14 protein-coding genes, 1 tRNA gene and 1 riboswitch are annotated in these 13,652 nt (G+C 59.6%); of the genes, 6 read left to right on the top strand and 9 right to left on the bottom strand.

From position 1 onward, the window contains the following. Window positions 1-40: 40 nt before the first annotated feature. Together ACIP6G_RS09430 and ACIP6G_RS09425 are read left to right on the top strand one after the other, a co-directional pair. Window positions 41-919, top strand: a complete 879-nt coding sequence (locus tag ACIP6G_RS09430) for an ArgP/LysG family DNA-binding transcriptional regulator (protein ID WP_133833754.1) — start codon at window positions 41-43, stop codon at window positions 917-919. Between the two features lie 5 nt (window positions 920-924). Further along, a riboswitch (guanidine-III (ykkC-III) riboswitch) is annotated at window positions 925-990 on the top strand. An 11-nt stretch (window positions 991-1,001) separates the two neighbouring features. Next, a complete protein-coding gene (locus ACIP6G_RS09425) occupies window positions 1,002-1,319 on the top strand; it encodes a multidrug efflux SMR transporter (protein WP_105658679.1) in 318 nt (105 codons plus the stop codon). Between the two features lie 60 nt (window positions 1,320-1,379). Here the strand turns inward: ACIP6G_RS09425 and ACIP6G_RS09420 are convergent, their stop codons facing one another. Continuing rightward, window positions 1,380-1,637, bottom strand: coding sequence for a cell division protein CrgA (locus ACIP6G_RS09420; protein ID WP_105658678.1), 258 nt, complete (start codon window positions 1,635-1,637; stop codon window positions 1,380-1,382). Between the two features lie 221 nt (window positions 1,638-1,858). On the opposite strand from ACIP6G_RS09420, the gene ACIP6G_RS09415 reads away from it, so the two are divergent. From ACIP6G_RS09415 to ACIP6G_RS09405, 3 genes are read left to right on the top strand one after another with little or no spacing between them, the layout of a single operon-like run. Then, window positions 1,859-2,632, top strand: a complete 774-nt coding sequence (locus ACIP6G_RS09415) for a class E sortase (protein ID WP_400289689.1) — start codon at window positions 1,859-1,861, stop codon at window positions 2,630-2,632. An 8-nt stretch (window positions 2,633-2,640) separates the two neighbouring features. Next, window positions 2,641-2,811, top strand: a complete 171-nt coding sequence (locus ACIP6G_RS09410) for a hypothetical protein (protein WP_013347422.1) — start codon at window positions 2,641-2,643, stop codon at window positions 2,809-2,811. After that, window positions 2,808-3,452 carry an anthranilate synthase component II gene (locus tag ACIP6G_RS09405; protein ID WP_400289688.1) on the top strand — a complete coding sequence of 215 codons (645 nt, stop codon included), beginning with the start codon at window positions 2,808-2,810 and terminating at the stop codon, window positions 3,450-3,452. Before ACIP6G_RS09410 ends, ACIP6G_RS09405 begins: the two co-directional genes overlap by 4 nt. Before the next feature lie 9 nt (window positions 3,453-3,461). On the opposite strand, the gene pknB is transcribed toward ACIP6G_RS09405, so the two are convergent. Genes pknB through ACIP6G_RS09370 form a run of 7 tightly spaced genes read right to left on the bottom strand, consistent with a single transcriptional unit; the run spans window position 3,462 to window position 12,720 of the window. Beyond that, window positions 3,462-5,381 carry a Stk1 family PASTA domain-containing Ser/Thr kinase gene (gene pknB / locus ACIP6G_RS09400; protein WP_400289687.1) on the bottom strand — a complete coding sequence of 640 codons (1,920 nt, stop codon included), beginning with the start codon at window positions 5,379-5,381 and terminating at the stop codon, window positions 3,462-3,464. Then, window positions 5,378-7,183, bottom strand: coding sequence for a protein kinase (locus ACIP6G_RS09395; RefSeq protein WP_400289686.1), 1,806 nt, complete (start codon window positions 7,181-7,183; stop codon window positions 5,378-5,380). Before ACIP6G_RS09395 ends, pknB begins: the two co-directional genes overlap by 4 nt. After that, window positions 7,180-8,640, bottom strand: a complete 1,461-nt coding sequence (locus ACIP6G_RS09390) for a peptidoglycan D,D-transpeptidase FtsI family protein (protein ID WP_400289684.1) — start codon at window positions 8,638-8,640, stop codon at window positions 7,180-7,182. The genes ACIP6G_RS09395 and ACIP6G_RS09390 overlap by 4 nt, the downstream gene beginning before the upstream one ends. Beyond that, window positions 8,637-10,034, bottom strand: coding sequence for an FtsW/RodA/SpoVE family cell cycle protein (locus ACIP6G_RS09385; RefSeq protein WP_400289682.1), 1,398 nt, complete (start codon window positions 10,032-10,034; stop codon window positions 8,637-8,639). The genes ACIP6G_RS09390 and ACIP6G_RS09385 overlap by 4 nt, the downstream gene beginning before the upstream one ends. Next, window positions 10,031-11,425, bottom strand: a complete 1,395-nt coding sequence (locus ACIP6G_RS09380) for a PP2C family protein-serine/threonine phosphatase (RefSeq protein WP_400289680.1) — start codon at window positions 11,423-11,425, stop codon at window positions 10,031-10,033. The genes ACIP6G_RS09385 and ACIP6G_RS09380 overlap by 4 nt, the downstream gene beginning before the upstream one ends. 3 nt (window positions 11,426-11,428) lie before the next feature. Next, entirely contained in the window at window positions 11,429-11,908 is a 480-nt protein-coding gene (locus ACIP6G_RS09375; protein WP_105658670.1) for an FHA domain-containing protein, read from the bottom strand. Continuing rightward, window positions 11,905-12,720 carry a DUF3662 and FHA domain-containing protein gene (locus ACIP6G_RS09370; protein ID WP_181148929.1) on the bottom strand — a complete coding sequence of 272 codons (816 nt, stop codon included), beginning with the start codon at window positions 12,718-12,720 and terminating at the stop codon, window positions 11,905-11,907. The genes ACIP6G_RS09375 and ACIP6G_RS09370 overlap by 4 nt, the downstream gene beginning before the upstream one ends. Before the next feature lie 283 nt (window positions 12,721-13,003). Here ACIP6G_RS09370 and ACIP6G_RS09365 point away from each other — a divergent pair. After that, a tRNA-Leu gene (locus ACIP6G_RS09365) sits at window positions 13,004-13,087 on the top strand. An 85-nt stretch (window positions 13,088-13,172) separates the two neighbouring features. On the opposite strand, the gene ACIP6G_RS09360 is transcribed toward ACIP6G_RS09365, so the two are convergent. Next, window positions 13,173-13,628, bottom strand: a complete 456-nt coding sequence (locus ACIP6G_RS09360; protein WP_400289677.1) for a DUF523 domain-containing protein — start codon at window positions 13,626-13,628, stop codon at window positions 13,173-13,175. Window positions 13,629-13,652: the final 24 nt, after the last annotated feature.

Here is a 13,652-nt window from a genome sequence, read left to right as displayed (position 1 = left end):
CTTAAGTTTCTGATTCTAGATTAGAGTTCCTAATGTGAACATGGATGTAGAACACCTCGAAACCCTGCTTGCGGTAGTTGATGCGGGAAGCTTCGATGATGCCTCGATTGATCTGGGAGTGACCGCTTCGGCCGTCAGCCAGCGCATCAAGGCCTTGGAGAACCGCCTGGGCGCAGTCCTGCTCGTCCGCAGTCGCCCGGTTAGGCCTACCGAGCATGGACTTAAAGTTCTGCGCTATGCGCGACAGATGACGCTGCTCAGTGCAGAGTTCTCCAAAGAGATAGCCTCCGAAAATCCGATCCCGATCGCCATTGGAGTCAACGCGGATTCGCTCTCCACTTGGTTCGGTCCGGTATTCTACGAGCTCGCGAAGTTCGAAGACCTCTCCTGTGAAATAGTGCGTACCGATGAAAACAGGGGACTGGAGCTACTTCGAACCGGTCGCGTCAGCGCCGTGGTCACCAATGCGGAGGAGAATATCCAGGGTTGCATCAGTGACAAACTGGGTGCACTGCGCTATCGCGCAGCCGCGCAAGCTTCGGTGGTTCAACGCCATGTACCAACTGGGGCCGTGGAAGAGCTCATTCGCACTCCGATGGTGGTCTTCGATCGTGAGGATCCCTTGCAGCATGAGATGCTCCAGCGGGTTGCCGGGGCTAAAGCGCGGCCGGAAGGCCAAGTCCACCATGTTCCAGATTCCATGCAGTTCGTTGCGGCCATAGAAGCGGGGATGGGGTGGGGGATGGTTCCAGAAACGCAGCTGCAGAAAGCCAGCGGGCTGCAGGTACTCAACGAGCAATGGTTTATCGATGTGCCACTGTATTTTCAGCGCTGGGCTGTGGACTCGCAGATCCTCGCGAGGATAGGTGGCATTTTGGTCACAGCCGCGAGACAGCAAGGCCTGCATTTGCTAGCCTGAGGTGGTCACCAGCAATCATTGCTTGGACCCGGACGAGGGAGCCGTACCCGGAGGGCGACAAGACGGCCAGAAAGTATCTGGCATGCATTGGGTAATTTTGATCGTTTCCGGACTATTCGAAGCGGTATGGGCCATCGCTCTTGGCATGAGCGAGGGGTTCTCCAAACTCGTTCCGACCATCGTCTTCTTCGCGGCGCTGGTTGTGTCCATGGGTGGACTGGCCTACGCCATGAAGGAAATTCCCGTCGGCACTGCATATGCCATCTGGGTAGGCATCGGAGCCTCGCTTGCCGTCATTTACTCGATGGCCACCGGGCAGGAAGCCTTCAGCGTACTGAAGATGGTCTTCATTCTCGGATTGGTTGGTTGCATCATCGGCTTGAAAGCCGTCAGCCACTAATATCAAAAGCCGCCATTAAACAACTTCGCCGGCCCCCTCAGCAGGGGGCCGGCGATACGGCTATTTCCAGCCCGTTGTCATGAAAAAGCCGACCATCGCAATACCGAAGCCGACAACGATGTTCCAACCGCCGATATTCGGAATCGGGTACAGGGTCTGCGAAACATAATAAACGATGATCCACAGCAGGCCCAGAAGCATCAGTCCGAACATGACTGGCTTGTACCAGCCTGGCATCGGCTTATCGATGGCATGGGCGCTCTGGCGCGTCTCCTGCGGCTGTGAATTCTTCTTGCGTCGTGGCTTTGACTCCGGCACTCGAATGCTCCCTCGGCTTCATCTGCTTAATGTAGTAAATGTGGGTGACCTTCAGGTCTTCCCGGTAGGCTTGGGTGCAAGAATGCTGAGAACTGCTTAGTGCATTCCTACGTAGCTTCCATACTAGCCGTTACCCGCTGGAACTCTGGGTTTTGGCCAGTATCGACCCATCTTAGTTGACCTATTTCGCGCATTTCTTTCCCTTAAGGAGCCAGACCGCCGTGAACCGATCAGCCACTGCGCAGGGACGTCGCATGCAGCACCGACGACCGTCGGCAGGAAACCGTATTGCCGGATTCTTTGGCGAACTGCTGATCACCCTTGGCATCTTGCTGATGCTCTACGTGGTGTGGGAACTGTGGTGGACGAATATCGATTCGGCCCAGGCCCAGAAGGAAGTCACCGCAAACCTCGTGCAAGAACTCGGCGAGGTCGTGGTGCCGGAAGGCGACGAGAAGGAAGAGGAGAAGAACTACGGTCCGGCTCCGGTCACGGAAGTGGCTCCCGGAGAAACTTTCGGGATCATGTATTTCCCGCGCTTTGGCGCTAGCGGATCGCACCACCCGGTGACCTACGGCGTGGAAGACCACGTGATCGATAATCTCGGCATTGGCTATTACCCGAGCACGCAGCAACCGGGGGAGCTGGGCAACTTCGCCGTCGCGGCCCACCGCCAGACCCATGGCCAGGTCTTCTGGGATATTGACAAGCTGCAAGACGGCGACAAAATCTATCTGCAGACTGCACAGGGGTATTACACCTACACCTGGTATGCCACCGAGATTGTGGCTCCATCCAATGGCGATGTCCTGTTGCCTACCCCGCACCAGTGGGGAGTGGAACCAACGAAGTCCATCTTGACCATGACCACCTGCCATCCGAAGTACTCGACCCAGCAACGCATGATCGCGTATTCGGAACTCACCGATTGGCGTCCACTGGATGCAGGTCCGCCGAAGGAAATCCGTGACATGGTCATCGACGCAACGAGCTAGGAGAAGAGATGTACGCCTGGATATTTAGAAATCTGCCCGGCCCTTTGTGGCTTCGTATTTTTGAAGCATTGATTCTCATTGCCGCGATCGTGCTATTACTGATGATGTACGTTTTCCCATGGCTGAACCAGTACATCAGCCCATTCACCGATTCAACGATTGGCCAGAGCACCCCGTGAGCAGCACCAGGATCCTCGTGATAGATAACTACGACAGCTTTGTGTACACCCTCGTGGGTTACCTGCAGGAGCTGGGCGCGGAAACCACCGTATACCGCAACGACGATTTGAGCGTTGGGGAAGCAACCAATTTGGCTGCGGAATACGACGGTGTACTGATCTCCCCGGGCCCGGGCGAGCCTGCAGGAGCGGGTGTCAGCATCGATCTGATCAAGTGGTGCGGGCAGCAGCGCAAGCCAATGCTCGGTGTCTGCCTTGGGCATCAGGCGCTCGCTGAAGCTTATGGCGGCACGGTCACGCACGCCGAAGAACTAATGCACGGCAAGACCTCGCTGGTGAGCCACGAAAACCACCCGGTCTTCAACCAGGTAGCCAACCCCTTCACCGCAACGCGCTACCACTCCCTGGCAGCCGTACGCGAGAGCATCCCTGCTGAGCTTGAAATCATCGCTGCTACCGCCGGGGGAGTCATCATGGGGCTGGCGCACCGGGAAGCACCACTATGGGGCCTGCAGTACCACCCAGAGTCGGTGCTGACCGAGCAGGGATACCAGATGCTGGGCAATTGGCTGGAATTCGTAGGACTTCAGGGGGCAGCCAAGAAGGCCACGACCCTGAGCCCGCTCTTCAGCGGAGAGTAGCCTAGCAGCCTATCGGTCGCGCCCGTTTTCCCGTGGCGGGTTAATCCGATCTGGCGGGCCGTTCCCATTGGAAGGAGCCGGAGCGTCACTGGTCGGCGAAGCACTGTCGGACGGATCATCGGATTCTTCTGAATCTGGAGATTCGGTCTCGCTGGGCGATGGTTCTTCACTTGGTTCTGGTGCCGGCGGAGCCTTGGCCACAGAAATCTTCACCAGGCTTCCCTGAGCCACGTCCTCGGAGGCCTCGGGGGACTGCTTGAACAGGGTTCCCTCAGGGTAGTCGTCGGTTGCCACCTCATCGAACTGAACTTCCAACCCGATGTCGTCCGCAGAGAGCTTCTCTTCAGCTTCCTCACGGCTCATCTCGGTAACGACCGGAACGGTCACCATGCCGGTAGAAAGGATCAGGTCGACTTCGCTGCCGGCCTTCACCTTGGAGCCCAGCTCCGGGCTGGTGCCAATAACCCAGTCGGTTGGAATGGTTGCAGAGTTCTCCCGGCTGACTTCACCCACTTCGAGGCCAGCTTCACGCAGGGCATCGCGGGCAGCCGTCTCGGACTGGTTCGCTAGATCCTTGGGAATCGTGCGCTGTTCCGAACCATCGGAAATGAATAGCGCAACCGTGGATTCCTTGGAAACCATGGACCCTTCTGCCGGGTCGGTTCGGGTCGCCTTGCCCTGCTCTACTTCATCACTGAATTCCCGCTCTACACGCACCTGGAAGGTGGAATCGCGCAGCAATTCACGTGCGTCGTCTTCGGACATCTCCAGGACCTTGGGCACAGCAACTGGGGCACGCTTTTCAGCCTCGGCCTGGATCGAGCGGATCACCAGGAAACTGGCGATACCCACAGCGATCAGGGCAATGATGGTCAGCAGGATGATCAGGCCGCGGTTGGACTTGTGCCGTGCAGGAGCTTCGGGAGCCTCATCTTCGACGAAGACCGGGTGCTGGCTGGTGCCTGGCGCTGACTGCGCGATGAACCCGGTTTCAGTCTCGCCGTGCATGCCGTATATCGGCAAGGTGTAGGTTGATGGTGCCGGTTCGTCATCATGGAATTCAATGCCGTTCAGTGCATCTTCCAACGCAGCCGCGAAAGCGCCTGCGCTCTGGAAACGGTCATCGCGTTCCTTGGACAGAACCTTGGAAACGATCGGGTCGAAGATCGGGTCAACGTCGTGCTTGACCTCGCTGGGCGCTGACGGAATCTCGCCAACGTGCTGGTACGCGACCGAAACCGGCGAATCACCGGTGAACGGGGGGCGCTGGGTCATCAGCTCGTAGAACAGGCAGCCAACAGAGTAGATATCCGAACGGAAATCGACCTGTTCGCCGCGTGCCTGCTCAGGAGAGAAGTACTGGGCGGTTCCCACCACAGCGGCGGTCTGCGTCATTGTCGCCGATGTGTCCAAGGCACGGGCTATGCCGAAGTCCATCAGCTTCACGTGGCCGGCATCGGTCACCATCACGTTGGCCGGCTTGATGTCGCGGTGGACGACATTGTTATTGTGCGAATGATCCAGGGCATTGCATACGCCGCGGGTGACGTGCACAGCGAAGGAAGCGTCGACATCGCCCGAAGCGATCACCTGCTTCAGGGTCCGGCCGGTCACGTATTCCATGACCATGAAGGGCAAGCGCTCACGGCTATGATCGGTAGCAGGCAGCTCGCCGGTGTCGTAGACGGCAACGATATTCGGATGGCTCAGGCCCGCGACGGCCTTGGCTTCACGGCGGAATCGATTGACCACCATGGGGTTGCTTGCGGTATCCGGGCGCAGCACCTTGACCGCGACCTTGCGCGAAAGCACATGGTCGGTGGCAAGATAGACATCCGCCATGCCGCCGCGGCCTACCAGCGATTCGATCTCGTAGCGATCGTTGATCAATCGTGGCAAGCCGGGGGGCAAGGCTTCGACTTCACTCATGGCGCTTCGCTTTGGTCCGGCTCTGCAGCTTCTGGGGATTCAGATGCCGACGGGGTAGCGGACTCGGATGCTTCGGGCTCTGGGCCCATGGAAATATCCAGGGTCACCGTGGTGCCCGGCTCTACTTCGCTGCCGGCTGGAACGTCCTGCGCAAGCACCGTGCCAGCGACCGAAGAGTCATGGCGTTCCTCGCCCTTGGCCACGGCCAGCCCAGCGTCCTGGATGCGCTTCTGCGCAGCTTCGTAGCCCATGCCGGTTACCGAAGGCACGCCAACGGTTTCAGGAGCCATGGCGTAGGTAATCGAAATGGTTTCGCCCTTTTCGACGCTGCCGGTCGGGTTCAGCGAAATGACTTCGCGTGGGTCGTACTCGTTGGTTTCCTGCGGGGTCGCGTCAACGACCAGGCCCTTGCCCTCAAGCTCTGCCGTCACGGTGTCGATATCCTGGCCCACCAGCGAGGCCGGAACCTCTACGTAGGTCACGGTTTCACTCGGGGTCGGGGAAGAGGACTCGGAGGTCTCCGATGCTTCGGTGGTTTCCTCCGAAGGATCGGTGGATTCCTCGGTCGGAGAAGGGGATTGGGAAACATCGGTGCTCTGCGTGACCGAAGCCGTCGGCTGATTGTCCTTGTCGCTGCTCATGGCAGGGATCAGCCACGCCAGCAAGGCAATCACGGCGGCCAGCGCGATGATCACGATCAGCGGGATCAGCCAAGGGCTGCGTTTGGCCCCGGCCTCGCCAGCCGGATCCTGGGTATCCACGTCCTCGTCATCGAATCCGCCGGCTGCGGCACTAGACCCGGATAAACCGCTGGTAGCGCCGGCAGGTTCCACCACGGTTGGCATCGCATTGGTCATTGTCGGCGCGGAATCAGCACGCGGCACCACCTGGGTGGCGTCGTTACCTATGTTGACCACTTGGGTTGCGTCGGTGGCGATACCGGTGGCAAGCATGCCGGGAACGGCCAAGGTCGCGGTATTGGTATCACCGGAGCGCAGTGCATCGGCGGCCTTCGCCAGCGCCGTTGCGTCCTTCGGGCGATCCGACGGGTTCTTGGCCAGCATCGACATGATCAGCTGGCGTACCGGTGCCGGGATGGTGTCCGGCAGCGCCGGGGGAGCATCGTTGACCTGTGCCAGGGCGATGGCGATCTGCGATTCGCCGGTGAACGGGCGGCGTCCTGCCAGGCACTCGTAGCCGATCACGCCCAAGGCGTAGATGTCAGAGCTGCCGGTGGCGATCTGCCCGGTGGCCTGTTCCGGGGCCAAGTACTGGGCGGTTCCCATTACCTGCCCGGTGGCGGTCAGCGGAACCTGGTCAGCAAGCCGGGCAATGCCGAAGTCGGTGATCTTCACGACGCCCGAAGGCATCACCAGGATGTTACCCGGCTTCACATCGCGGTGCACCAGGCCGTGCTCGTGGGCTGCTGCCAGCGCGCGGGCGGTCTGCGCGATCAGCGAGAGCGTACGGTCCACGTCGAGCTTGCGCTCGCGCTCGATAATGGTGGACAGCGGCGGGCCGGGAACCAGTTCCATCACCAGATAGGCGGAGCCCTGTTCCTCGCCGTAGTCGAAGACGCCAGCGATGCCAGGGTGGTTCAGCAGCGCGGTGTGGCGTGCTTCCACGCGGAAACGCGTCAGGAAGCTCTCATTATCGGTGTATTCCTCTTTGAGGATCTTGATCGCTACCAGACGTCCTAGGACCTGGTCGCGTGCCTTCCAAACTTCGCCCATGCCACCGATCGCAATGCGGTCGGTCAGCTTGTAACGACCGCCCAAGGTGGTGCCGGTTACTGGCCTCACTTGTTGAACACCGCCTCTAACATCGTCTTCATAAGTGCACCTGCCGTGTTGTGGCCGGTGTTGTAATCTACGTCTTGAATATTGACCGTGATGGCAACCTGCGGATCATCGGCCGGTGCGAAACCGGTCATCCAGGAGTTCACCATGCGGACTCCGTTCTCTGACGGTCGCTGCGAGGTGCCGGTCTTGGCTCGGAAATCCACGCCGGGAACGCGGGCATTCATGGCCGTACCGCTCACAACCGGGCCTTCCATCAGCTCGGTGAGCTGTTCGGCAACTTCCGGGGTGGTGGCCGTGGAGAACTTCTCCGGCTTCGGGTCCTCGATAACTCGAAGATCCGGCGCGATGACCTTGCCGATCAAATTCGGCTTCATGATCACGCCGTCATTGGCGATGGCCATGGCGGCCATGTTCATCTGCAGCGGAGTAGCCTTGTTTTCCCATTCGCCGATTGCCATCTGCGCCATCTGCGCTTCATTGGCCTCAGCAGAAGGGAACTCGCTTGGAACAACATTCTGCGGGATGCTCAGCTGCTGCCCGTAGCCGAAGCGCTCGGCAACCTCGGTGAAGGCATCCTTGCCGACGGTCTGGCTGATTTCCATGAACGGGGTGTTGCAGCTCTGGGCAAAGATGAACTCGAGCCTTGCCCGGGTATCCCGCGCGCAGATGCCCTCATTGAAGTTGTTCATCTTAGCGGTCGAATGCGGATAATTCACCGACACCGGATTGTCGATGGGGGTTTCCATATCGAACTTGCCCGATTCCAGGGCCGCAACGGTGCTGAGGATCTTGAACGAGGAACCTGGGGTCACCGGATTGCTGATGGCCGGGTTCCGGTAGGGGCTCAAGCCGTCGATGTTGCTGATGTCCTTCAGATTCTGGGCCGCCTGGGAGGTCGAGTGCACCGCCAGCTGGTTGGTGTTGTAGCTTGGCTTGGAAGCCATCGCCAGGATGTCGCCAGTCTTCGGATTGGTCACGATGATCGTGGCCTTCAAGTCGTCAGGAATCGCTTCGAAGGCAGTCTTCTGCAACTGCCCGTCAATGGTCAGCTCAACCGAGGCGCCTTCGGAACGGGTACCGGTGAACATGGCCGACAAGCGGTCGAAGAGCAGATCCGAGCTCGTGCCGGTCAGCCAGTCGTTCAGCTGCGATTCGAGCTGGGTGGTGCCATTCGCGAGCGAATAGTAGCCAGTCAGGTGGGCGTAGGTTTTCGCGTCGTGGTAAACACGCTGGAATTCGAACTGGCCATCATCGGTCGGAACGGATTCGGCAATCGGCTTGCCGTCGACCAGGATCGCGCCGCGGGGCAGGTCGAACTCGCGGTAGAGTTCGCGCTTGTTCAGCGCATTCTCCGAGAGCGGCTTGGCGTCGAAGAACTGGATGTAGCTCAGTCCACCCAGGCAGATGACGAACAGGACGGTTAGCGCAACCCAAACGCGCTTGATTGCATGATTCACTTTTTCGTCACCGCCTTGGTGCTGGAGGTAAGGGTCGTGCTGGCACTTGCAAATTCATCGGTTGGTCCTACGCCGCCAGTCTTCGGGCGGCGCGAGTTGTGGGAGATCAGGAGCAGCAACGCGATGATGATCCAGTTCGCCAGCAGCGATGAGCCGCCGGCGGCCATGAATGGCGTTGCCAGGCCGGTCAGCGGGATCAGCCGGGTGACGCCTCCGATGATCACGATGCATTGCAGGCCCAGGGTGAAGGACAGGCCTGCAGCTAGTAGCTTGCCGAAGGTATCGGCCGAGCCCAAGGCGGCCCGCAAGCCGCGGGAGATCAGCAGCATGTAGAGCAGGATGATCGCGGCCACGCCGATCAGGCCAATTTCTTCGCCGAAGGAGGCAATGATCATGTCGGAGTTGGCCAGCGGAACACGGTAGGGGGAACCAGCGCCCAGGCCGGTGCCGAACAAGCCGCCGTCAGCCATGCCGAATAAGCCTTCGACGATCTGCATGCTGCCACCCTTGGCCTGGTAGATCGCAGGGTCAAAGGCGTTGAGCCAAACGTCCAGGCGGCGGGTTACGTGGCCCATGGTCAGGCCCGCGACGATGCCGCCGGCAACAACCATCAAGGCGCCAATGAGCACCCAGGAAATACGCGCGGTTGCCACATAGATCATCACGATGAACAGGCCGAAGAAGAGGATCGCGGAACCGAGATCGCGCTGCACCACGAGCACGCCGATGGAAAGCAGCCAAGCGATAACCATCGGAGCCATATCCCGCAGGCGGGGCAGCTGCAGCGGTCCGAACTTGCGGCCAGCCATCAGGATCAAGTCGCGGTTCGACGAGAGATAGCCAGCGAAGAAGATCGACAAGGTGATCTTCGCGAGTTCGCCTGGCTGCAGCGAGAACATGCCCATGCGGATCCAAATGCGGGCACCGTTGATCGTGACACCCAGTCCGGGAACCAGCGGAAGCAAGAGCAATACGACCGATAGCAGCAGTGCGATATAGGTAAACCGACGCAGCAGGCGGTGGTCCTTGATAGCCCAGAGAACGACCGAAGCAATGACGATGGCAATGGCGGTCCAGAGCAGCTGGCGCGCCGACTGGGACGTTCCCTTAGCCAGGTCAATGCGGTGAATCATAGCTAGGCCGAGGGAGTTCAACGCGATCGTAATCGGAAGTATTACCGGATCGGCATATTTGGCGAAGATGCGCAGCAGCACATGAACCGTCAGGGATAGTGCCGCCAGGATGCCCATCTGCACGTAGAAGTCGGTGTTGTCGACATCCTCGGTGGAGCTGCCCACCAGATAGAACGCGGCACCGCCCACGCAGAGGGCCAGCAGCACCAGCAGCAGCTCGAGATTGCGCCGAGGCACCGGTGCGGTTTGCACTTCGGTCATTGCATTATCTCCTGGCAGTAGGCGGGCAGTTCGAGCTGGTTGGCGGAATCCGAGGATCCGGGAACGGTGACCGGGCAGTTCTGCTTCGCGGTAACCAGGAGTTCCTGGATGATCATCTGGGCATGCTGCTGGTTCTCTGCCGAGATGGTCGATTCAACGCGGTGGCGTGAATACTCCGGCAGGGCTTCGAGCGGCACCTTGCTGACTGTATCGACCTCGGAGAGCGAAATCGGTCCAAGCTCCTGGGGAACGCCCTTGTAGATTGCGACCTTTCCATCGACAGTGCCCACGAAGTACTGGGTCTGGGTCCACATGTATCCCCAGACGCCCAGGGCAATGACGAAGAAGGCCGTCAAGGTCAGCAGGATCGGCATCATCCAACGGCGCTGCTGCACCGGCGCGTCCAGTGGATCCAGCACCTCGCCGGCCGCCGGGGAACGGTGGGTCAGCAAGGCAGCTGCACGGCGTTCGCCGGTGTGCTGGGTCACCACCGGGATCTGGCCGGTTTGCGTCGCAAGCTGGGCGGCGCCCACCAGCAGGTGGGGACGCTGGGAAATCTCATGGCGGAGCAACGAAGCGCTGGCTTCGACATCGCCTTCGGCGGCAATGGTGAGCTGGCCGGTATCCGGTGCGGGTTCTGGTTCGGCAGGCGCTTCGCCCTCGACGACAGCGTTTTCGACAACCTCGAACATCACCACGGTGACGTTATCCGGCGCACCATTCTTCAAGGTGATGGCAACCAGGTCATTGACCGCTTCATCCATGTCGGCGGTAGTGCGGATGATCTGCTCGATTACCGGAACCGGCACCGCGTCGGTGAGTCCGTCAGAGCACAGCATCCAGCGTTCGCCGGGTTCTGCCTCGAACTGGTCGACATCGAGTTCCGGGGAGGCATCCGAGTCGCCCAGCACGCGCAAGAGCACGTTCTTATGCGGGTGGACCTCGGCCTCGGCCGGCTTGATGCGGCCTTCGTCGACCAGCCGCTGCACGAATGTGTGGTCCTTGCTGATCTGCTCGAAGACCCCGTGCTTCAAGCGGTAGGCGCGGGAGTCGCCGATGTGTGCCATGTGCAGGTTACTTCCCGACAGCAGCAGGGAAGTGACGGTGGTGCCCATCCCCGAAAGCTTCGGGTTGGCGCCGACGAGTTCATTCAGCACCAAATTGGCGGCCTGGATCTCATCCGGCAGGGCATTTTGCGGATCTGCGGTGCCATCGTGGTCCAGATGCACCAAATCAAGCACGGTGGAGGCTGACGCCACGTCACCGCCGACGTGTCCGCCCATGCCATCGGCAAGCACCGCGAGGTACGCACCGGCGTAGGCGGAGTCGTCATTCTTCTTGCGAACCCGCCCCACGTCGGATTTCGCAGCAAATTTTAGTTTGAGGGCCATAGGCTAGGGCTTCAATTCCAGGACAGTCTTTCCGATGCGGATTCGCTGGCCGGGCTCCACTGCCTGGGCGCGTGAGAGCTGGTTGTCACCCACGAAGGTGCCGTTGGTTGAGCCGAGATCTTCAATGAACCAGCGCGATCCCTGCGGGAACAGGCGGGCATGGCGTCCTGAAGCGTAGTCATCATCGAGAACGACGGTGGCATCCTGAGCTCGCCCGAACATGATCGGTTGGCCGCGGAGGGGAATGCTGCTGCCGGCCAGTGGGCCCTCAACAACTTCCAATGACGTGGCGGCCTTGCGCGCAGGCACTTCTGGTTCCGCCAGCTCAGGATTCTTCTTCAGTTCCCGAGCGCTGGGCTTGCCGGTGCGGGCCCGCGATCCGATGGCCAAGTCGCGGCGCATCGATCCGACAACGCTTAATACGAGCAGCCAGATGAGGACCAAAAAGCCCAATCGGAACAAGCTTAGAACCAGGTCGTTCACGCGCGGCCTCCGTTGTTCGAGGTAATCAGCCGAAAGACGATTTTTGTCTGTCCGATAGTAATGATCGAACCGTCAAATATACGGGTTTCTTCCGAAATCTTCTTGCCGTCCACGTAGGTTCCATTGGTTGAACCCAGATCGGTGACGACGAAACTGGTTTTGCCACGCGTTTCGACGCGCACATGCTGGCGGGAAACGCCGGAATCATCCACGGGAATATCGGTGCTGGCCGAACGGCCCAGCACGATGGAGTGGTGATGCAGGGCGTAGCGCTGTCCAGCGACCTCAAGAATTGCCTGCTTCTGCATGGGTTTCTTGGGGATCTCTGCAATCGGACGGACCGATGGACGTGGCTGTGCGGTTGTCGGCGGGGTGGCGGATGGTGCTGCGGGCGCTGCTGCTCGCTCTTTTACCGGAGCCGAGGCTGCTGGGCGCGAGCTGGACTCCTTGACCGAGCTGGCAATCTCCATTTCTCCGGGCTTGAAATCGTCCTTGGAAACAAAATGGATCGTGATATCGCCGTGGACCGAGTAGTCCTGGGCTGCCGCATGCTCGGCGGTGACCTTTGCCATTTCGTTGACGACGCCCCGCCCCCAACCCTGCGCGGTGTTGTAGTCCTTGGTGCTCAGCGAGACAACGAAGTCATTGGCTGCAAGGCTGCGGCCCTCGCTGATTGGCATGATTCCGCGGTCCATGTCATTGCGTAGCGCGGTAGTCAGTTCGACTGGCTTGAGATCTGCGGTGCTGGTGCCACGAAAGAAGCTAGTGACGACCTTCTCTAAGCCGCGTTCGACATTGTCGAGAAAGCCCATTATTCGTGCTCCTTCCTTAGGGTCCATGGCTGGTTATTGCGAGCCTGCATTCACGCCGTCCAAGCTGTGAACACAGAACTTCATATTCGATCTTACTGTTTTCAGCTGTGCAAATGCCGAAAAATCCTTGAGCGGCTCAAGTGCGTCAATATCAACGATAAATGCCCCAAAAAGGTTTCCCATGTGTCCCTAACCACAAATGAGGGTTTCGATTAGGTGAACGGAAAATGAGTGTGTAAGCTATTTCTTGTTGCAAAGAACGATGGCAACGAAAACAGAATATGCGCGAGTGGCGGAATTGGTAGACGCGCTGGCTTCAGGTGCCAGTGATCGCAAGGTCGTGGGGGTTCAAGTCCCCCCTCGCGCACAAATGGAAAATAACCCTTGATCTTCGGATCGAGGGTTATTTTTTTGTTTAAAAGAGCAACTGAATCGTTATCTTGCAGGGTGTGTCAGTTTGCCGGTGGCGCGCTGACGTTGACGCCCCGGCGCTTGAGCAGGGCGGCCAGTACGCCATCGCCGGCAACGAGTTTTCCGGTGTGCGAGCCATCGTAGATGGTGCCGCAGCCGCACGAGGGGCTGCGATCCTGCAGGATCGCCTCGGTGATTCTCTGGTGCTGGACTAGATCCAAAACCTTCTGGGCACCAGCTATGAACTGCCCGCTGATGTCCTCGCCGTTGATGTCGATCACGCAGGCCCGGCCTTCCAGCACATCGTGGCCATCGCCACCGACAATCTCCGCTGGCGGACGCGGAGTAGGGAGCTCACCCAATTCCTCAGCGCAGGCCGCAACGGCTTCTCCTCGTGCCACGGCCTCGACGATGGCAGGGTTTGCCTTCGCCTTGCCGTTGTAGCGGCAAGGGATGCCGGCCAGGCAGGAACTAACGAGCAGCGGAGGTTGGGTCATAACAGCAGTCTAGCCACGTGGAAG

Origin of the sequence: Glutamicibacter sp. NPDC088483 (genome assembly GCF_044753145.1) — a bacterium.
Lineage (GTDB): Bacteria > Actinomycetota > Actinomycetes > Actinomycetales > Micrococcaceae > Glutamicibacter.
Note: the sequence above shows the minus strand (reverse complement) of the source record. Positions and strands in the feature narration are given on the sequence as shown.